Here is a 20,659-nt window from a genome sequence, read left to right as displayed (position 1 = left end):
GGGATTGACACATGAGTAACCAGGCCCGCCTGCTGCCCTCGCTGCTCGACCGACTGCTGGACGACCGTCCGTACCAGTCGGCCGAGCCAGCCACGCAGCGCACCTGTTCGCTGGCCGAGTACAAGGCGAGCATCGTGCGCGACCTGGAAGTGCTGGTGAACACTCGCCAATCCCTGGTCGCCGAGGAGCTCGAAGGCTTCAGCCAGCTCGGCGGCACCATTCTCGAATACGGCATGCCCGACTTCATCAGCCGCAGCGTGCTCGACCCGCAGGATCGCCGGCTCATCCAGCAACAGCTGGAGCGGGCGATCAGCACCGGCGACCGGCGTTTCCGCCGGGTTCGCGTACAGCTGTTGGCCCAGCAGAACGGGCACCGCATGTTGACCTTCCGCGTGGACGCCGTGCTGCGTCTGCAGGACATCAGCCGCCAGGTGTCGTTCGACGCCGTGCTGCAGGTCAACACCCAGGAATACAAAGTGCAGAACCTCAACTGATGCTCGACGAACTGCTGCCCTACTACGAAAAGGAACTGTCGCACCTGCGCTTCCTCGGCCAGGAGTTCGCCGCGCAGTACCCGAAAATCGCCTCACGGCTGCTGATCGAGGGCGACAACTGCGAGGACCCGCACACCGAGCGCCTGATCGAGGCGTTCTCGTTCCTGTCTGCACGGGTGCACAAGAAGCTCGATGACGAGTTCCCGGAAATCGTCGAGTCCTTCCTCGAGGTGCTGTACCCGCACTACCTGCGCCCTACCCCGTCGATGTCGATCGCCGAGCTGACCCTGGGCAAGCACGAGAAGGTCACCGAGGCCTATCACGTGGCACGCCACACCGAGATGCACGCCAATGCCATCGACGGCGTGGTCTGCAAGTTCCGCACCTGCTACCCGGTGGAACTCTGGCCCATCGCCGTGCAGCACGCCTCGTTCGCCGAAATGGAACGCTCGGCCTTCAACGGCCACAGCGCCGACCTGGTGGCACGCCTGCGCATCCGCCTGGAGGCGACCGGCGATGTGCTGTTCGGCCAGATGGAGCTGGAGCGCCTGCGCTTCTTCCTCGATGGCGAAGCCACGCTGATGCTGCAGCTGTACGAGCTGCTGTTCAACAACCTGGCCAAGGCCACCCTGAGCTTCCAGGATGGCGGCCGTACCCGTGAGGTCGCGCTACCGGCCAACGCCCTCAAAGCCGTCGGCTATGCCCGCGACGAAGGCCTGGTGGACTATTCCGAGCGCTCGTTCCTGGGCTACCGCCTGCTGCACGAGTACTTCACCTTCCCCGACAAGTTCATGTTCTTCGACCTCAGCGGCTTCGCCCGCATCCTGCAGGGCAAGGCCATCGAACAGGTCGAGGTCAACTTCTACTTTTCCGACTACGACCTCAGCGATCGCCTGGCGCGGCTGACCCAGAACATCGGGCGCAACAACTTCAAGCTCAACTGCACGCCGATCATCAACCTGTTCCGCCAGCAGGCCGAGCCGATCAAGCTGACCCATACCCAGCACGAATACCCGGTCACGCCCGACATCCGCCTGCACAATGCAGCCGAGGTGGTGTCGATCGACCGCGTGCGGCGTGTGCGCAAGCTGGGCGGCATCGACCAGGTCGGCACCTGCCAGCCGTTCTTCGAGCCACGTGGCGAGCAGGACCCGCATACCAGCTTCTGGATCGCCCGCCGGCGCAACCAGGGCGATGCCACCGCCATGAGCATCCGTGTGGTCGACCGCGACCTGGAGCTGATCGACGGCAACGCCGACACCCTGAGCATCAACCTCACCTGCAGCAACCGCGATGTGCCCTTGATGCTGCCCTTCGGTGGCGAGCGTGGCGACTTCAACATCCCGGCCAACTCGGTGATCAAGGACATCCGCTGCCTGCGCAAGCCCACCGCCACGGTGCGCGTACCGCTGGGCAAGGGCCTGATCTGGCGGCTGATCGCGCACCTGTCGCTCAACCACCTGTCGCTAGTGAGCCAGGGCCGCGAAGTGCTGCTCGAACTGCTGTCGCTGTACAACTACCGCAACGTCTCGGCGATCCGCAAACAGATCAACGGCATCAAGGCCATCAGCAGCGAACCGGTGGTCGCGCGCATTGGCCACCCGCGGCCGAACTTCGTGCGCGGCGTGGGCATCACCCTGACCTTCGACGAAAGCCAGTTCACCGGCAGTGGCGTGTTCCTGTTCGGCATGGTGCTGGACCACTTCTTCGGCCAGTACTGCTCGATGAACAGCTTCACCCAACTGACCCTGCGCACCCAACAACGAGAAAAGAGAGTCGTCCAATGGCCAGCACGTACTGGCGATCAGCCCCTGGTCTGATCGATCAGGCCCGAGCCGAGCCGCACCGATTCGAATTCTTCCAATTGGTGCGCCTGCTTCGCCTGCACTACAGCCGCTCCGGGCGCATGGACCTGGCGACCCGGCCGCACGAAGACCCGCTGCGCTTTCGCACCCAGCTGTCCCTGGCGTTCCCGGCCAGCGAGGTCAGCGACCTGCACTTCGAGCGCGAGGGCAAGGTGTCGCCGGCCGGGCTGCCGCTGTCGGAGGTGCAGGTCACCTTCATGGGCCTGGTCGGGCCATCGGGCGTGCTGCCGCGGCCATATACCGAATTGTTGCTCGAACGCCACGTGCAATACCGCGACGATGCCGCCCACGCGTTCCTGGACATCTTCTCGCACCGCATGACCACGCTGTTCTACGAGGCGTGGCAGAAGTACAAGTTCCATATCGAGCACGAGCGCAACGGCACCTCGAGCTTCGACGGCTACCTGCTGAACCTGGTGGGCCTGGGCCCACGCGCCCAGCAGCTGAAGTTCGAACAGCCGCAGGCGCTGCGCCGCGAGCTGTTCAGCTACTTCTCCGGGATGCTCAGCCAGAAGCCACGCAACGCCCTCAACCTGGAGGTGATGCTGGGCTTCTATTTCTCGCTGCCGATCAAGGTCAAGCAGTTCGCCGGGCGCTGGCTGAGGCTGCAACCGCAGCAGTGCACCCAGCTTGGCCGCAAGAACGCGCAACTGGGCCACAGCGCCGTGGCCGGCAACCGGGTATGGGATTACCAGTCGTGCATCCGCATCGAGCTGGGCCCTCTGGCACTGGCCGACTACCAGCGCTTCCAGCCCGGTACCGATGACTACCGCAAGCTGGTCGAGCTGGTGCGCTTCTACATCGGTGCCGAACTCGATTTCGAAATCGCCCCGCGCCTCAAGCGCGAGGCCGTGCCCTGCGCCCAGCTGGGCCGCAACGGCAATGTCGCCCTGGGCTGGCTGGGCTGGCTCAAACGCCCTGGTCGTGACGCGGAGCCTTCCCGTTGCGCCGTCTTCCACATTCCTTACGATGGGGTCGCCTTGTGAACCTGAAGTCTCTGTTCGCCAAGCTCAACGAAACCAGCCGCACGGCCACTGAAAGCGCGGCGGCCCTGTGCCTGTCGGAGCAGCACTACGATGTCGAGGTCGAGCACCTGTTGCTGCAACTGCTCGACAATACCGACAGCGACCTGCCGCAGGTGCTGCGCCACTACGAGGTGGTCGCCGAACGCCTGCAGGCGCAACTGGTCACCGCCCTGGGTACCTTCAAGAAAGGCAATACCCGCACACCGGCGCTGTCGCCGCATATTACCCGCCTGATCGAGCAGGCCTGGGTGCTGGCGTCGATCGAGTACGGTGTCGGCCAGGTGCGCAGTGGCCACCTGCTGCTGGCCCTGCTCGACGACGCCGAGCTGCGCCGCGTGGTCATCGCCTCGGCGCCGGAGCTCGAGAAGGTCAATGTCGACGACCTGCGCCTGAACTTCACCGCCCTGGTCGAAGCCAGCGCCGAGTCTAAGCTCGCCAGCCCCCTGGCCAGCCCCGCGGCACCGGTCGCCCCTGCCGGCAAGGCCGGCGGCAAGACCCCAGCCCTGGACCAGTACACCGTCAACCTGACCCAGAGCGCCCGCGAAGGCCGCATCGACCCGGTGCTGGGCCGCGAGTTCGAAGTGCGGCAGATGGTCGACATCCTCACCCGTCGCCGCCAGAACAACCCGATCCTCACCGGCGAGGCCGGGGTCGGCAAGACTGCCGTGGTCGAAGGCCTGGCCCTGCGCATCGCCCAGGGCGACGTGCCCGCCGTGCTCAAGGACGTGGCCCTGCACACCCTCGACCTGGGCCTGCTGCAGGCTGGTGCCGGGGTCAAGGGCGAATTCGAGAACCGCCTCAAGGCGGTGATCGAAGAGGTCAAACGCAGCCTGCACCCGATCATCCTGTTCATCGATGAAGCCCACACCCTGATCGGCTCCGGTGGCCAGGCCGGGCAGAACGACGCCGCCAACCTGCTCAAGCCGGCCCTGGCCCGTGGCGAGCTGCGCACCATCGCCGCCACCACCTGGGCCGAATACAAGAAGTACTTCGAGAAGGACGCCGCCCTCGCCCGCCGCTTCCAGGTGGTCAAGGTCGAAGAGCCCGACGAGGACAAGGCCATCCACATGCTGCGCGGCCTGCTCGGCAAGATGCGCGAACACCACAAGGTCGCGGTCATGGACGAGGCGCTGGTACAGGCCGTGCGCCTGTCCAACCGCTACATCACCGGCCGCCAGCTGCCCGACAAGGCCGTCAGCGTGCTGGACACCGCCTGTGCCCGCATCGCCCTGGCGCAGTCGTCGCAGCCCGGCGCGCTGGAGGACTGCCGCCGGCACATCGACAACCTGCAGGCCGAGATCGCCGTGCTCGACCACGAGGCCGCCAAGGGGCACGACCATGCCCGCCGCCTGGCCGAGCTGCAGGCCGCCCTGCAAGCCGAACAGCAGCACGAACAGCAGCTCAACGAGCAATGGCAGCAGGAGCTGGCGCTGGTCGAACAGCTCAAGGCCCTGGATGCCGCCAATGAAGCCGACGCCCAACAGCTCAACGCCCTGCGCGCCGAGCTGGGCCGGGTGCAAGGCGACCAGCCGCTGGTGCACGCACTGGTCGATGCCGGTGCCATCGCCCAGGTGATCAGCGGCTGGACCGGGATCCCGCTGGGCAAGATGCTGCGTGACGAAATCGACACCGTGCAACGCCTGCCGGCATTGCTCGGCGAGCGCGTATTGGGCCAGGACCATGCCCTGCACGAGATCGGCAAGCGCATCAAGATCTCCCGGGCGCGCATGGAAGACCCGAACAAGCCCATCGGCGTGTTCCTGCTGCTCGGCCCGAGCGGCGTCGGCAAGACCGAAACCGCACTGGCCCTGGCCGACACCCTCTACGGTGGCGAGCGCAACCTGATCACCATCAACATGTCCGAGTACCAGGAGGCCCACACCGTGTCGAGCCTCAAGGGCTCGCCACCCGGCTACGTCGGCTACGGCGAAGGCGGTGTGCTGACCGAGGCCGTACGCCGCAAGCCCTACAGCGTGGTGCTGCTCGACGAGGTGGAAAAAGCCCACCCCGACGTGCTCGAACTGTTCTTCCAGGTGTTCGACAAAGGCGTGCTCGACGACGGCGAAGGCCGCGAGATCAACTTCCGCAACACGGTGATCATCCTCACCTCCAACACCGGCACCGAGCGGATCATGCAGACCTGCCTGAACGCCGAGCAACTGCCAACGCCCGAGGCCATCGTCGAAGACCTGCGTGCCGAACTCAACCGCGTGTTCAAGCCGGCGTTCCTCGGCCGCCTGAGCATCGTGCCGTTCTACCCGGTGCAGGACCAGGTGCTCGAGCGCATCGTCGCCCTCAAGCTCGACCGCATCGCCAAGCGCTTCGCCCGCAACCACCAGGCAGAGCTCGCCTACGACCAGGCGCTGGTCAAGGCCATCGCCGCGCGCTGCACCGAGGTCGACAGCGGTGCGCGCAACATCGACAACATCCTGTCCCAGACCTTGATGCCCGAGCTCGCCCAGCATGTGCTCGAGCGCATGGCCCAGGACATGCCGATCGAACGCCTTGTGATCGAGCTGGGCAGCGATGGCGACTTCGCCTATCGCCTGGCCTGACCAGTACCCGGAGGTTTAGCCGTCATGCAACACAACCACACCACCCTCAAGCGCTTGGCCGCCGCAGCCCTGCTGCTGGCCCTGGCCGGCTGCGGGGTCACCGACCGAATCGGCAAGCGCATGGAAGACAGCTGGGCGGCCGACATGCTGGCCGACAGCGAGAAAGTGATCCTGACCTCCGACGGCGGCAATACGCTCAACCCCGGTGCCGATGGCAAGCCGTTGTCGGTGGTGATGCGCGTGTACCAATTGACCGACCTCGAGCGCTTCGCCTCGGCCGACGCCGACACCCTCTGGGACGCACCGGAAAAAGCCCTGGGCAACACCCTGGTCGAGGCCCGCGAGATCACCCTGCTGCCGGGCATGGGCCAGATCGACCAGTGGCCGCTGGCCAAGAACGCCCGCTATGTCGGCGTGGCGGCGTTCTTCCGCGACGAACAGGATGCGCGCTGGAAGGTCGCGTTCGATGCCAACTCGCTGCGCAAGGACGGCATCTGGTTCTCCTCCGACGGCCTGCGCATCCTCGTCGACAACACCGAAATCACCGCCATGCGCGGCGTGGACGTGCTGAACAAGCCGCCCACCGCCGAGCAGCTGGCGGCCCAGCAGCAAAAGAACGCACCGCCCACCCTGGCCGACAAAGTGCAGGACGCGGTCATCGACAAAGCCAGCGACGCCGCTGGCCAGTCGGCGCGCAACGCCATGGATTCAACCTTCAACTCTCTAGTGGATAGCGTCAAATGAGCAAGCAGAGCCGGGTGATGTGGTCGGAAGGCATGTTCCTGCTGCCCCAGCACTTCCAGTACCAGGATGAGTTCCACCAGCACCAGCTGGCCGAGGCGACCCTGCGCAGCACCCCGTTCCATTGGGGCGTGCAGACCCTGCAGGTGGACGAGGACGCCCTGGCCAACGGGTCGCTGCAGCTCAAGCGCCTGAAGCTGGTGTTCCCCGACGGCAGCCTGTACGACGCCCCGCAGCACGACCCGCTGCCGGCCGCCCGCGACCTCAAGGACCTGCTCAAGGCCAACGACCTGAAGGTCTACGCCGCGCTCAAGCTGCCCGAGCCGTTCGGCCTGAACTACGTCGAGGATGGCCAGGAGCACAAGGCCGCACGTCGCTTTCGCAAACAGTTCGACACCCTGCCCGACCTCAACGAAGGCGAGCTGGAAAACGAGATCACCAGCCTGCGCCTGAACGTGGTGCTGCTGGTCGATGGCGACAGCCTCGACGGCTACAGCCACTGCCCGTTGGCCAAGCTGACGCGCAACAGCATGGGCGGTTTCAACCTCGACCCGCATTTCGTCCACCCGACCTTGCACCTGGGCAGCCACGACACCCTGGCGGGCATCGGCAAGCGCCTGCTGGGCGCGCTGCAGGCCAAAAGCAAGGCGCTATCGGGGCGCCGCCGCGAACGGGCCGACCAGATCGCCGAGTTCGGCTCAAGCGACGTCACCCTGTTCTGGCTGCTCAATACGGTCAACCGCGCCCACCCGCAGCTGGCCCATCTGCTGGCGCACCCGCGCCTGCACCCGGAGCGCCTGTACCTGTTCCTGGCCGACCTGGCCGGCGGGCTGCTGACCTTCACCCTGGACACCCAGCTCAGCGACATCCCCGAGTACGACCACCATGACCCGGCCGCCTCGCTGGTCAAGCTCGACGAGATGATCCGGGTGATGCTCGACAACGTCGTGCCCAACCAGTGCATCGTCATCAACCTCACCCAGACCAAGCCGTCGTACTGGCAAGGTCAGCTGCGCGACCCCCGCCTGGTCGAGGCCGACTTCTACATCTCGGTGCATGCCGACATGCCGGGCGCAAGCCTTCTGGAACTCGTACCCAGGGCGTTCAAGGTCGGCTCGCCGGAAGACATCGAGGTGGTGGTCAACAGCGCCATGCCGGGTGTCACCCTCAACCATGCCGCGCGGCTGCCCAATGCAATCCCGGTGCGCCTGGACAACCAGTACTTCGCCATCGAGCCCCACGGCCATGTGTATGAGCGAATGATGAATGCCCAGACCATCTGCTTCTATGCGCCCAGCGCCTTTACCAACCTCAAGCTCGAACTGATGGCGGTGCTCAAATGACCGAAGCCGTACTGCAGCAGGGTGCCGTCGCGGCCGCCCACGACAAACCGACCCTCAAGGGCCTGGTCCAGGATTTCATCAGCATGGCGCTGATCGTGCGCCGCGGACGCCAGGTCACCTCGGTGCAGGCTTTCGAGGCCAGCCTGGAGCGCTTCTTCGCCAACCTCGAGCGCGAAGCCCGCGCCGCCGACTACAGCGTCGAACAGGTCAAGGACACCCAGTACGCCCTGTGCGCCTTCCTCGATGAAAGCGTGCTGCGCTCGGGCGACAACGAGCTGCGCCGGCACTTCGAGCTGCAACCTTTGCAGTTCCGCTACTTCGGCGTGCACCTGGCCGGTGAGGGCTTCTTCGAGAAGGTCGACGCGCTGCGCGCCGACGTCAAGCAGAACGTCGATGTGCTCGAGGTGTACCACCTGTGCCTGGCCCTGGGCTTCGAAGGCAAGTTCGGCCTCGGCCAGCACGACCAGCTGCGCTACCTGGCCAATACCCTGGGCCAGGACATCGCCCGCTACCGCAAACCACCGAAAACCCTGTCGCCGGACTGGGCCCTGCCGGACCAGGTGTCGCAGATGCTGCGCCACGAAGTCCCGCTGTGGGTGTACCTGGCGTTGATCGCGCTGGTCTGCGTCGCCGTGTACCTGACGCTCGACTGGTTGCTGGGCAAGGACGTCGCCGCCCTTTCCGAACAAATCCGCCAGCTGTTCAGTGCCTGAGCCCACCCAGGTAGCCGAGTCAGGAAGACATGAAAACACTATTGCGTCTGTTGAAGAGTTTCTGGATTCTCCTGCCACTTCTGTGGCTGGCGAGCCTGTTGATCTGCTGGTTGTTCGCGCCGCTGGTACCGTGGCTGCGCCACCATGTGCCCGAAGCGCTGGCGATCATCAGCGCCTGTTTCCTGCTGGTGATCGTGCTGCGCCAGTACCAGCGCATCCGTGCCGAGCACAACCTCGAGAACCTGCTGCACATCGAGGTCGACCGCTCCTGGAACGCCACCGGCGAGTTCCGTGACCAGCAGGTGCTGCGCGAACGCCTCAAGCACGCCATCGCCATGCTGCGCACCGACCGCTCCGCCGGCGGAGGCGGTAAGGCGGCGCTGTCCGACCTGCCCTGGTACCTGGTGATCGGTATGTCGGCGGCCGGCAAGACCTCGCTGCTGACCCACTCGGGCCTGTCGGCCAGCATCGCCACCGCCAACGACAGCGAAAGCGGCACCCAGCACTGCGACTGGTACTTCAGCCCGGACGCGGTGATGATCGACACCGCCGGCCGCTACCTGCGCGACGACCAGTCGGCCAGCGAGTTCTCGGCCTTCCTGCGCATGCTGCGCAAGCAACGGGGCAAGGCGGCGATCAACGGCCTGGTGCTGGTGGTCAGCCTGCCCGAACTGCTGGCTGCCAACAGCGACGAGCGCGACGCGCTGGCCGCGCAACTGGTGGCACGGGTGGAGGAATACGCCCAATGCCTGGATGCCAACCCGCCGGTCTACCTGATGTTGAGCAAGACCGACCAGCTGCCGGGCTTCAACCAGGCCTTCGAAGGCCTCGACCTGCAGGAACGCCAGCAGCCGCTGGGCATGACCTTCGGCCTGGCCGAAATCCGCAACAACGGCCTGCACGCGGTACTCGAAACCCGCCTCAACAACCTCCAGGGCCACATCCGCCGCCATGTCGATGCGCAGATGATCGCGCTCGGCGCCCAGGCCGACAGCACCCTGCTCAACTTCCCGCAGTACTTCGCCGAGCTGCGCGGTGTGCTCGAGCACTTCCTCGAGCATTTCACCCGTGGCCACCGCGGCAATGCCCCGCTGCTGCTGCGCGGCCTGTACTTCACCAGCGCCCTGCAGACCGACCAACAACTGGGCCAGGTGTACGAAGACGCCATTGCCGACGAATTCGCCCTGCAAGCCGCCTCTGAAGACGGCGCCCAGGCCACCGGCAAGCCCCAGGGCAACCGCAGCTACTTCATCACCGACACCTTCCGCCGGGTGATCTTCCCCGACCGTGACCTGACCCTGTACCAGTCGCGCCTGGGCCGCCAGGCCGCGTTCAGCCCGCTGCTGCTGGGCCTGGCGGCGACCGCTGGCGTGCTGTTCATCGCCTGGCAGGCGTTGTCGTTCGCCAACAACCGCCAATGGCTGGACGGCCTGCGCGCGGAGCTGGCCAAGATCGATCAGGCCGAAGACCGCCCACAGCTGCTGGCGGCCGGCGAAGGCCTGGAAGTGCTGCGCGAGCAGATGGCGACCGTTGAAACCCATCGCCAGCAAGGCGTACCGCTGCAACTGGGCGCAGGCCTGTACCAGGGCGAGGCGATCCATCAGGTGGCGCGTACCGCCTACCTGGCACAATTGCGCAGCCAGGCCCTGGAGCCGATCGCCCGTCAACTGCAGGTGCAGATGCGCGCCTTCAACACCTTCGCCGACGGCATCAATCAGGAACTGCAGTTCACCCCGGCCCCGGCGCCCAAGCACAACAACGGCAAGCGCCTGGCACCGGCGGTGGCCGCCAAGGCCAAGGCGGCACTGGGCAAGACCCGCGTCGGCGCCTATGCCGCCAAGGTCAACCTGGCCACGGCCAGCGATGCCGCCGAGCTGTCCGCCACCACCGGGGGCCTGTCGCTCTCCGAGGAAATGCTCGGACGCCTGGACGAACAGCAGGTGGCCTCGATCATCGACGCCTACAACACCCTCAAGCTGTACCTGCTGCTGACCGAGCCCAAGGCGCACCCGGACCCTGCGTTCATCGCCGCGAGCCTGCCCCAGGCCTGGGCCAGTGCCGCCGGTGAAGGCGCCGCGGCCGGCGAAGGCGTGATCGCACAGAACGCCCCGCTGTACGTGCAACTGCTCGAGCAGGGCCAGGCCCCGTCGCTGCCACGCAACGAGCAACTGATCAGCCAGACCCGGCAGAACCTCAAGTCGTTCATGATCTCCAGCTCCCTGGTCGACCGTGAATACCTGCGCCTGCAGCTCGAAGCCAGCCGCCAGTTCCCGGCCCTGAGCCTCAACGACCTGGTGCCGCAGCCCGGCCGCGCCCTGTTGTACGGCTCGGCCGGCGTCCCGGCCATCTATACCCGCCAGGGCTGGGACACCTTCGTCAAGCCCGAGCTGATCAAGCTGGTCTCGGGCAACCTGCGCAACGAGTCGGACTGGGTGCTGGACGGCGAAGGCGGTGATGCCATCGTGCAGAAGGCCAATTTCGTCCGCGAGTTCATGACCCGCTACAAGCGCGACTACACCCAGGCCTGGTACAAGATGGTCAGCAGCGTCGGTGTACGCCACTTCGCCGACCTGGCCTCGGCCACCCAGCAGCTCGGGCTGCTCAGCGACGTACAGAACTCGCCGGTGAAGAACCTGCTGGCGGCGGTCAACGACAACACCCAGTGGGACCTGCCGATCAAGCAGGAAATCCCGCGCGCCGGCACCGCCCGCGTGGACGGTTTCTGGAGCAAGGTCACCGGCCTGTTCGACGACAAGGACGCCCTGCCTACCGACGTCGCCCCTACCCTCCCGGCCATCGACGACGGCAGCCTGGCCAAGCGCTTCGAGCCGATTTCGCGCGTGTTCGCCGAGCACAACGCCGAAGGCGCCGACAGCACCATCATGGACCGTTACCTGGCCGCCCTGCGCAAGCTCAAGGTGCGCATGAACAACATCCAGCGCTCGCAGGATGTGGGCAAGAGCAGCAAGCAGCTGATCAGCGAAACCCTCGAAGGCCAGCCGAGCGAGGTGACCACCGTGCGCAACTACGTGGAAACTAGCGTCGACACCAGCCAGGATGGCCTGTCGCGCTCGCTGCAGAGCCTGTTCAGCCTGCCGATCCAGTACGCCTGGGAAACCCTGCGCGACCCGGCCGGCCAGCAAATCGCCAAGGCTTGGGCCCAGCAGATCGCCAAGCCCTGGGAGCAGGTCATGGCGCACCGCTACCCCATCGCCACGGGCAGCCGCAACGAAGCCTCGGTCAAGGACCTGCAGCGCTTCGTCGACCCCGACAGCGGCCTGCTGCCGACCTTCAAGCGCAACGAGATCGGCAACCTCTCCGGTGGCGAAGGCCTGGGCCTGGGCGACGGCAAGGCGCCTTCGCTGGTCAACCCAGGCATGCTACGCAGCATCGACAAGGCCAGCTCCGTGGGCCAGGTCATCGCCAGCCTGTCGGACCGCGACAACGGCTTCGAGATCATGCTCGAACCGTCGGGCAACTTCACCGACATCGTCTTCACCCTCGATGGCCAGGAGCAGCATTACCGCAACGGCCGCAGCAGCTGGAACCGCTTCGCCTGGCCGGGCAAGAGCAACGCGCCGGGCGCGCGCCTGGACGTGATCACCCTGAGCGGCGCACGCGTCACCGTGTTCGACTTCCCTGGGCGCTGGGGCCTGCTGCGCATGAACGAAAGCGCCCGGGTCGAAGACCTCGACGGTATCCAGCAGCGCTTCAGCTGGAACACCGCCAACGGCCGGGTCAGCCTGTTGGTGCGCAATTTCGGCGGCGTCAAGCTGACCGACCTGGGCGACGTCAAGGCGCTGAGCGCGCTGAACGACAGCGGCAGGGGCGCCCAATGATCGGTTGCTTCGGCAAGCTCCCGTCGAGCGCGGACTTCGTCAGCCTGCATGGCGCGGCGGAGGAAGTCTGCGAGTTCGACGCCTGGCTGCAGGCTTCGCTGGCGGCCATGCGCCACCGCGAAGACTGGCAGGCGTTGTTCGACCCGCTGCCGATGTGCTTCTTCAGCTACCGTGCGCGCACCGGCAACTGGCTGCTGGGCGGCCTGCTCAGCTCGCGCGATGCCAGCGAGCGGCGCTACCCGTTCTTCATCTTCCAGCTGCTCAAGGGCCAGGAAGGCGAAGCGCTGCTCAACCCGTTCACCCTGGGCGAGCTGTTCAGCGCGCAGATCAAGCCCTTGTTGCACCAGGCGGTGCAAGGCGCCGACCGCGCCGGCATCTTCGAGCGCATCAAGGCCCTGCGCCCGCTACAGGCCCAGGACCTGGACCTGTTCCGCCGCGTACATGCCAAGTTCCTGCATGACTTCAGTTTCAGCGACATCGCCCGCGCCTTGCATGGCTCCTGGCCTGGCTTCGACAGTGCCACGGCGCTGGCCCGGCTCGAGGCGACCCGCGGCACGTTGCACGGTGACTTCGAAGGCGGCATCGAGCTGCCCCTGCCCGCCGAGCGCGGCCTGAAGAACCCCACCGCCGACCTCTGGCTGACCTGGCTGACGCGTATGAGCGGGCGCCACGACGTGCCGGCAGTGAGCCTTTTGGCCGACGACTTCATGCACCCGCGGCTGTACTGCTTCCCGTCGCCCCATGCCACCAGTGCCTACCACCTGCTCACGGCCAGTGCGCAGCCTCGCCTGCACCTGGAGCTGCTGGGCCCATTGGCCGGGGCGACGCGCCCATACGATTACGACCGACCTCTTGAACACGTCATCGACCGCTTCGTCGATGCGCTGGATGCGACGCCTGTATGAACAAGATCAAGTACTACTGCCTGCGCTACCAACCCTACCTGCTCGGGGTGGCGTTCTTCCTGGTGATCTTCCTGGTCTGGGCCGTCGGCCGTGGCCTGGGCTTCACCTCGTTGCACAGCCTGCTGGCAGGTATCGGCGTATTCCTGCTGCTGTCGGCAGGCTATGTACTGCTGATGTACCGGGGCGTCGGCCAGCACCGCAACCTCGAAGGGCTGCTGCGCGACGATGCCGACCAGGCCGTGCTCAACGCCCCGCCGGCCGACCGCGAGGAAATCAGCCTGCTGCGCGAGCGCCTGCTGCAGAGCCTGGAGCGCCTGCAGAGCAACAAGCCGCGCGGCACCTCGGCAAAGGACGCCCTGTATACCCTGCCCTGGTACCTGGTGATCGGCCAGCCGGCCGCCGGCAAGAGCACCATGATCCTGCAGTCAGGCCTGAACTTCCCCTACGCCGAACGCGAGGGCGCCCGGGTCGCGGGCCTGGGGGGCACGCGCAACTGCGACTGGTTCTTCAGCTCCGAGGCCGTGCTGCTCGACACCGCTGGCCGTTACATGAACAGCCCCGAAGAAGCGGGCAAGTGGCGCGGCTTCCTGCAACTGCTGCGTCAGCACCGCCAACGCCGCCCACTCAACGGGCTGATCGTCAGCGTCAGCATCGCCGATATCCTGCAGGGCTCGGCCGAAGACCGCGAGCGCGTGGCCAAGCGCCTGCGCGAACGCATCCAGGAAAGCTGTGCGCTGCTCGAGGTGCGCCTGCCGATCTACCTGGTATTCACCAAGTGCGACCTGATTCCTGGCTTCATGCCGTTCTATCGCCAGCTGGACGACGCCGCCCGCGGCGAAGTGATGGGCAAGACCTTCTCCCACAAAGGCTATGAGCAGGCCAACTGGGGCCAGCGCTTCGGCAAGGCCATGGACGAGCTGACCGATTACTGGCAGCAAGTGGCCACCCAGCAGCTGGTGCAGCAGGACATCCTGGTCACCCGGCAGAACAATGCCGCCTACCGCTTCCCGCTGGAGCTGGCCGCGCTCAAGCCGCGCCTGCAACAGTTCGTCGACAGCCTGCTACGGGCCAACCCGTACCAGAATGCCGAGTTGCTGCGCGGGTTCTATTTCACCGCCGCGCTGGAGGCCGACGAAGCCCAATGGGGCAGCCACGGCCAGCATGTCGCCGAGCGCTTTGCCCTGGAGCATGGCCAGGGTAGCGCCGGCACCGCCAGCCAGCCGGCGCCGTTGTTCATCAACAGCTTGTTCCGCAAGGTGATCATCCCCGACCAGCACCTGGTGGCGTTGTACACCAGCAACCAACGCGAGCGCCGGCGCAAGGCCGCCTGGGTGGGCGCCGCCAGCCTGGCGGGCCTGGTGCTGTGCAGCCTGTGGGGCTGGTCGTACTTCAACAACCGCAGCACCCTGGCCACCCTCGCCGACGAGCTGGCCCAGGCCAAGGCCCAGGACCAGGGCGCCAGCGGCCAGTACACCGCCTGGCGCAGCCTCGACCGCCTGCGCTTCTGGACCGAGCACTACTACCAGCAGCACCGCCAGCACGGTGTACCGCTGCGCATGCGCCTGGGCCTGTACCAGGGCCATGCCGTGGAGCCGCTGGTACGCAGCCGCTACTTCGCTACCCTGCAGAACGTGATGCTCAAGCCCACGGCCGACAACCTCACCCGTACCCTGTACCTGCTGACCACGCTCAAGGTCTACCAGCGCAACACCAACACCTTGCAGCCGGTGACAGGCGTGGACAGCGTCGAGGCCGAAGCCCTGCCCCATGACAACCGCGCCCAGTCGATCGCCGAGTTCGGCAAGGCCGCCCTGGATACCTATGTGATGCTCTCGCCTGCCCAGCGGGAAAAGGCCGACCCGGCATTCCTCAAGGCACGCCTGCCAGACTACTGGTACCCGGCCATCGCCCGCCATACCGGCAAGAGCATGGCGGCCAGCGCCGGCGACACCCAAGGCAACCAGGATTACCTGTACGCCAGCCGCCAGATCACCTTCTACAGCGACCAGATCCGCGAGTCGGACGTACCGCGCATCCTCGACAACGCCTTCCTGATGTCGAGCTCGCGCAATTACATCAACAGCCTGCAGGCCCAGTCGCTGCGCTCGATCGAGACCATCACCCTGGAATCCGACACCCTGTTCGCCTTTGGCCGCGCCGACTTCCAGAGCCTGCGCAACGAAGGCCAGAACCAGCTGAGCGCCATCGCCAGCAAGCTGCTGAACACCCCCAACATCGGCAAGATCATCATCTCCGGCCACGCCGACCAGCTCGGCGATACCCAGGGCAACCTGCAGGTTTCGAAACAACGGGCACAGACCATCCGCACCTACCTGGTCGGCAAGGGCGTGCCGGCCGAGCTGGTGGATGCCCGCGGCGAAGGCAGCCGCAAGCCCCTGGTCAACTGCGACATGCAGCAACCGCGCGCGCAGTTGATCAAGTGCCTGGAGCCCAACCGTCGGGTAGAAATCGAAGTGCGCGGCCTGAACTGAGGCCGCGCGGCAAGAACCGGCCACCCGGGCCTCACAGGAGGAAGCCTGGAGGGCGGCAAGCTACCCCTGCCGACACGTTCGCAGGGGTCAAAACCAAGGGACGCATGAGCGCCCCTTCACTGATGTAAATGGAGAGTTTCACAATGGCATTTGACGCGTATATCCAAATCGACGGCATCCCAGGCGAAGCGCTGGATGACAAACACAAGGACTGGATCGAGGTGCTGGGCTACGAGTACGGCGCCACCCAGGCCACCTCGGCGACCGCCAGCTCCTCGGGCGGTGCATCCTCCGAGCGTGTCGCCCTGAGCGACTTCAAGATCCGCAAGTATGTCGACAAGGCCTCGGCCAAGCTGTTCGAACACTGCTGCACCGGCAAGCACATTGCCAAGCTGAAGCTCCACGTCAACCGTGCCGGTGGTGACAAGGTGACCTACCTGACCATCGACATGGAAGAAGTCGTGGTGTCGTCGGTGCGTTTCGTCGCCGGTGGCAACCAGTCCGGTGAAGACAAAGCGGTCAGCGACCTGCCGATCGAAGAAATCAGCTTCAACTTCGCTCGCATCAAGACCACCTACACCCAGCAGAACCGTACCGACGGCCAGGCTGGCGGCAACATCGTCGGTGGCTGGGACAGCACCGCGAACAAAGTGTTCGCCTAAGCGTTCGCTTTGCCATGGGTCGCGCAAGCGGCCCATATCCGCAGCGTGCCGGCCTGGCCGGCGCGCTTCTCCTTCCCTGACCAGAGTGCCTTATGCCTGAAACCCTCAACGACCTTTCGCTGGCCGAGCTGGCCGCGCCGATCGACGGTGGCAGCGGCGAAGACTTGAGCTTCTCCGCCTTGTTCGACCAGATCAAGGAGGCGCGCCGGGCAGACCCTGACTACCTCACCCAGGGCGACTGGCAAACCGACCTGAAGACCGCCGACTGGGAAAAGGCCATCGCCCTCTCCGCCGAAGGGCTCGCCCACCAGAGCAAGGACCTGATGCTGGTGGCCTGGCTCAGCGAGGGCCTGGCCCAGCGTGAGCACTTCCAGGGCATCACCTTCGGCCTGGAACTGACCGAGCGCATCCTGGAAGGCTTCTGGGAAACCGCCTACCCGTCCCTCGAAGACGGCCTGGACGAGCGCGCCGCGCGGCTGTCCTGGCTGAAGACGACCCTCACCGACATCACAGGTGGCTTGCCCATTACCCAAGGGCAGAATTTCGGCGTGCTGCGCTATGACGAATCACGCCACGTAGAAAACCTCGCCTTGCAAAATGCCAAGGCCATGCAAACCGCACTGGACGAAGGCAAGATCAACGCTGAGATCTTCCAGCGCTCGGTCGCCCTTACCGACACCGAGCACCTGCGCAACAAAGCCCTGCAGATTGCCGAAAGCCTGCAGACCTGCAACCGCCTGCAAGCGACCATCGACCGCCTGTTCGGCCACGAAGCACCCAGCTTCGCCAGCCTCGCCGACATGCTGTCACGGGCCAGCCAGCTGGCCGAGAAACTGCTCAAGGACCGCGGCGTCGAGCTGCACCCTGCCACCGTGGCCGCGCCTGAACCGAGCACCACGCCCGCCCCTGCCGCCGAACCAGGTGAACCGATGACGACACCCGCACAGGCCCCTGCCCCTGCGCAAATGCGCACCACACCACTGACCCGCGACGAAGCCTTCACCATGCTTGCGGGCATTGCTCAGTTCTTCAAGCAGAGCGAACCCCAGAGCCCGGTGCCCTATTTGATCGAACGCGCTATCAAATGGGGCAATATGCCGCTGGAAGGTTGGCTGAGCGATGTGATCAAGGACAGTAATGTGGTGGACAATATTCGGGATGTGTTGGGGACGCGTGAGCAGCGGTGAGTGCGGGGGGAGCGTTTTGGTATGGCCCTCTACTGCAAAGGGTGGGGGCCGCTTTCCAGATGTCTCGGAGCGCTCGTCCGCAAACCTCCTAAAAACCTAATCCTTAAAGATTTCTAATTTCATCACCCGATCCATATCCTGTCGACCGCTCGACAACATCTATATAGCTCATGCGCTCTAAGAAATAATTTATCAGGAAAAACGATTCGCGGCCTATTGCAATCTAATGTGTTTATTTCCTGTTCGAACAGGAGATTATCAAAAACATCGCCACCATACCGCTCTATGAAAACCCGCTCTTCTTCATGGATGGCGATACATTGCAGCCAGTTAACTTTAAAATTTGAATACTGAAGCTCAGGAAAGTAGGAGTCGTTCCACATAAATGGTATCGTTAGATAAATATGAGGCATTTTCGGCCGCACTAGATACTCGCTAAAAATTTCACGAACCACGTCCCCAGGCATGACTGCGGCCTGCTGTTTTTGATATGAAACGCAGCCGACGCTACCGCATTCTCCCAATAGGTTTCTTGAGTCAATGCTCCGGCACAAGCTCCACCCGCGTGCCGAATTCATTTCCATCGGTTGTTAACAAAGGGGTCTCGGATAGGCCTATAGTACCAATGGATTTTACACCTGCATGTAGCGAGTCAAGCGTTGTCAACAAATCAATCGACAAAGTTCTAGCATCATCATAATAAGCTTGCACCTTGAGTTGACCGCCAAAAACTCGCAATGCGTGCTTCGCCACCATTTTACATTGAGCGCTAGGAACAGCCATTTTGCCTTCCCAAAAATGAAAAATTCAATCCCCTTACAGCATTTGACCGAAATGGTAGTGCAAGCCGTCGCTGATTCAGGCCCAGGCATTGCTATCGCGTAAGTGAAACACCAATGAAGCCTGATTATTATTCATGCCATGACTGGAGTACTAACTCAAGAAGAATCAGTAAAAATTAGCAATTAACTCTTCGCGAGACCTGGTGCCTTCCAAGAATACGGTCATCCATGCATCCATTATTTCGAAAATATCAACTCCATACTCTGGCGTCGTAGGATTTTCATGCCACCATATTAAGCCTTCTGAGGCTTTTTCCGCCTCCGTATCTATCGCGACAAAGTCTCCACTGCCATTCGAAAATACGGTAATCCAGCTCCCCGCAAACGAAACGTCTTCTTCGTCAATGAAGTCCGACACACGCGAAATATCACTTAGGCTCTGTGGCCCCATTGAGCGCGCAGGGAAAAATGTATATCCATCATGAACTTCCCGATAAAAACTCTGAAGTTTTATGGGAAGAGCCTCAAACATTTCCTTATCAGTCGCACCCCCTTCAACAGGCAACCCACCTATATAATAATAGAAGCCGTTCGCATCATGGAAAACATACAACAGCTCCAACTTATCATCAGCCAGCAAAACGGTACCCAGCAGACTATTATTTAGCAGCGTAATGATTGAAGGGAACTCAGTAGAATACGACTGCCAGCTATCAGGATATGCGGGAGCATCGTCGAGACGCAGCCCAAAACTCTCCCACGCCTTAGGTAAGACAATACCTGCCGAAACCTCCTCGCGATCAAAGAAAAACTTTCTTCCTGTAAATGCACTTTTGATATCTTTAACTATATCATTCAATCTAATCACTTCATTGCTCCTGCAGGCCCTCTGAAACTATGCTTATCCAACCAGAACAAAGTCGCTCAACGCCTCGACTAATTGAGAGTGCCTGAGCAACTCCTCGTTCTTACGATCGCGAATCAGAGTAAACTCGTCCTTTTTTGGAGAAAGAACTTCTACAACCTTCTCTTTGAAATTTGTAATTTCAATAAAACCGCTTGCCACGCCATTGAGATTTTCAATTTCAGTTAACAAAGTAGAATATTTCATTAATACTCCCACCTCATGGGTGCCAGCTTCAGTCTGCGGATTATCAAAATAAACTTTAAGCTTAGGGCAGACAGCTCTATCCCAGCGGAAAACAGGAATAATTCGCTGGATCATTTCCTTAAATTCACCCTCGGTCTCCCTCCCCGAAAACTCACACCGATGTATCGGAATGCATAGAAATAAATTTTCGCGCTTATTTTCCAGTCTCCCCTTCAGACTGCCGTGATATGTATTAGGGACAACGATAGCATGAGTAAATCCATATTTATTTGGATAAATATCAAAAATTGCAGTCTCACCTTGAATCAAGGACTCGGGCACTTGCTTAACAAGCTCCACCGCAAATGCTCTATCGCTTAAACCTTCAGATATAACCAGCAAATCTTGTCTACCGGTGCTTTTCAAGCAATATTCATAAACCACTTTCGGAAGTTTATGTTGAAAAAAATAACACCCAGCAAACTCATCCACGCTAGCAAAGGATTGCAATAAATCATCTTGAGAAAACATACCGTCCTCACTCATAATCGGGCCCTACATCCTGCCTGTACTTAACACCGTCTGCGGCCATCTTAGCACCGTCCAAGCTATTAGTAGAGCGCAATCGAATACTCATGTTATCTGTATCATTGTAAAAATCGTTTCGCGCAGCACGGGTGGAATTACATCCCTGCTCATTCCAATGTTCAACGACTGGCTTGTTATGTTCAATTGTGATTCTTGGATCGCTTCTATGAACAGCATCCATGTCACCTGTGAGAATTTTTCCTGCATCCGGTCCTAGCATCCAAGACCTTGAGGTATTGATGCCGGTGTTGTACACCTGCGAGGCAAGGTCGAGGCGAATTGCCAGGCCTTGCGCCCCATTGCGTCATAACCGAAGCAACTGGTGAGCTTGCCCTGGGTCCGATACACCTCGCGGTGCAGGTCATCACGCTCCATGTC

At 62.8% G+C, this 20,659-nt stretch carries 16 protein-coding genes; 12 read left to right on the top strand and 4 right to left on the bottom strand.

What is annotated here, in order from left to right; all coding sequences use genetic code 11:
• Positions 1–11: 11 nt before the first annotated feature.
• The 12 genes from tssE to tssA all read left to right on the top strand — a co-directional run bounded on the left by tssE (position 12) and on the right by tssA (position 17,821).
• Positions 12–494 carry a type VI secretion system baseplate subunit TssE gene (gene tssE, locus AC1MHZ_RS16620; RefSeq protein ID WP_084857839.1) on the top strand — a complete coding sequence of 161 codons (483 nt, stop codon included), beginning with the start codon at positions 12–14 and terminating at the stop codon, positions 492–494.
• Complete coding sequence (gene tssF / locus AC1MHZ_RS16615) at positions 494–2,314, top strand: type VI secretion system baseplate subunit TssF (RefSeq protein WP_084857838.1); 1,821 nt, start codon at positions 494–496, stop codon at positions 2,312–2,314. The genes tssE and tssF overlap by 1 nt, the downstream gene beginning before the upstream one ends.
• Positions 2,278–3,345: a type VI secretion system baseplate subunit TssG gene (gene tssG / locus AC1MHZ_RS16610; RefSeq protein ID WP_482966630.1), complete on the top strand. Its 1,068-nt coding sequence runs from the start codon at positions 2,278–2,280 to the stop codon at positions 3,343–3,345. The genes tssF and tssG overlap by 37 nt, the downstream gene beginning before the upstream one ends.
• Positions 3,342–5,939: a type VI secretion system ATPase TssH gene (gene tssH, locus AC1MHZ_RS16605; protein WP_084857836.1), complete on the top strand. Its 2,598-nt coding sequence runs from the start codon at positions 3,342–3,344 to the stop codon at positions 5,937–5,939. The genes tssG and tssH overlap by 4 nt, the downstream gene beginning before the upstream one ends.
• A gap of 24 nt (positions 5,940–5,963) precedes the next feature.
• Positions 5,964–6,683, top strand: coding sequence for a type VI secretion system lipoprotein TssJ (tssJ, locus tag AC1MHZ_RS16600; protein ID WP_084857835.1), 720 nt, complete (start codon positions 5,964–5,966; stop codon positions 6,681–6,683).
• Positions 6,680–8,023, top strand: coding sequence for a type VI secretion system baseplate subunit TssK (tssK, locus tag AC1MHZ_RS16595; RefSeq protein WP_084857834.1), 1,344 nt, complete (start codon positions 6,680–6,682; stop codon positions 8,021–8,023). Before tssJ ends, tssK begins: the two co-directional genes overlap by 4 nt.
• On the top strand, positions 8,020–8,736 hold the full coding sequence (gene icmH, locus AC1MHZ_RS16590; RefSeq protein WP_084857833.1) for a type IVB secretion system protein IcmH/DotU: 717 nt from the start codon (positions 8,020–8,022) through the stop codon (positions 8,734–8,736). The genes tssK and icmH overlap by 4 nt, the downstream gene beginning before the upstream one ends.
• A 29-nt stretch (positions 8,737–8,765) precedes the next feature.
• A complete protein-coding gene (locus tag AC1MHZ_RS16585; protein WP_482966629.1) occupies positions 8,766–12,575 on the top strand; it encodes a type VI secretion protein IcmF/TssM N-terminal domain-containing protein in 3,810 nt (1,269 codons plus the stop codon).
• Positions 12,572–13,480, top strand: coding sequence for a type VI secretion system-associated protein TagF (gene tagF / locus AC1MHZ_RS16580; RefSeq protein WP_084857831.1), 909 nt, complete (start codon positions 12,572–12,574; stop codon positions 13,478–13,480). The genes AC1MHZ_RS16585 and tagF overlap by 4 nt, the downstream gene beginning before the upstream one ends.
• Complete coding sequence (gene tssM, locus AC1MHZ_RS16575) at positions 13,477–15,972, top strand: type VI secretion system membrane subunit TssM (protein ID WP_482966628.1); 2,496 nt, start codon at positions 13,477–13,479, stop codon at positions 15,970–15,972. Before tagF ends, tssM begins: the two co-directional genes overlap by 4 nt.
• Before the next feature lie 143 nt (positions 15,973–16,115).
• Positions 16,116–16,634 carry an Hcp family type VI secretion system effector gene (locus AC1MHZ_RS16570; RefSeq protein ID WP_084857829.1) on the top strand — a complete coding sequence of 173 codons (519 nt, stop codon included), beginning with the start codon at positions 16,116–16,118 and terminating at the stop codon, positions 16,632–16,634.
• Between the two features lie 92 nt (positions 16,635–16,726).
• Positions 16,727–17,821: a type VI secretion system protein TssA gene (tssA, locus tag AC1MHZ_RS16565; RefSeq protein ID WP_368828938.1), complete on the top strand. Its 1,095-nt coding sequence runs from the start codon at positions 16,727–16,729 to the stop codon at positions 17,819–17,821.
• 122 nt (positions 17,822–17,943) lie between these two features.
• Here tssA and AC1MHZ_RS16560 read toward each other — a convergent pair whose 3' ends face one another.
• From AC1MHZ_RS16560 to AC1MHZ_RS16545, 4 genes are all read right to left on the bottom strand, one after another.
• The gene (locus AC1MHZ_RS16560; RefSeq protein ID WP_253249351.1) at positions 17,944–18,288 is read right to left on the bottom strand and encodes a suppressor of fused domain protein; all 345 of its coding nucleotides are present in this window, start codon (positions 18,286–18,288) and stop codon (positions 17,944–17,946) included.
• Positions 18,289–18,358: 70 nt separating this feature from the next.
• A complete protein-coding gene (locus AC1MHZ_RS16555) occupies positions 18,359–18,604 on the bottom strand; it encodes a suppressor of fused domain protein (protein ID WP_143515223.1) in 246 nt (81 codons plus the stop codon).
• Between the two features lie 165 nt (positions 18,605–18,769).
• Positions 18,770–19,471, bottom strand: coding sequence for a hypothetical protein (locus tag AC1MHZ_RS16550; RefSeq protein WP_482966627.1), 702 nt, complete (start codon positions 19,469–19,471; stop codon positions 18,770–18,772).
• A gap of 33 nt (positions 19,472–19,504) precedes the next feature.
• Positions 19,505–20,239, bottom strand: a complete 735-nt coding sequence (locus AC1MHZ_RS16545; RefSeq protein ID WP_368828936.1) for a hypothetical protein — start codon at positions 20,237–20,239, stop codon at positions 19,505–19,507.
• Positions 20,240–20,659: the final 420 nt, after the last annotated feature.

The sequence above is a fragment of the Pseudomonas sp. FA-1 genome (assembly GCF_056856075.1).
The sequence above is the reverse complement of the archived record's forward strand: the minus strand, read 5'-3'. Positions and strand labels throughout refer to the sequence as shown.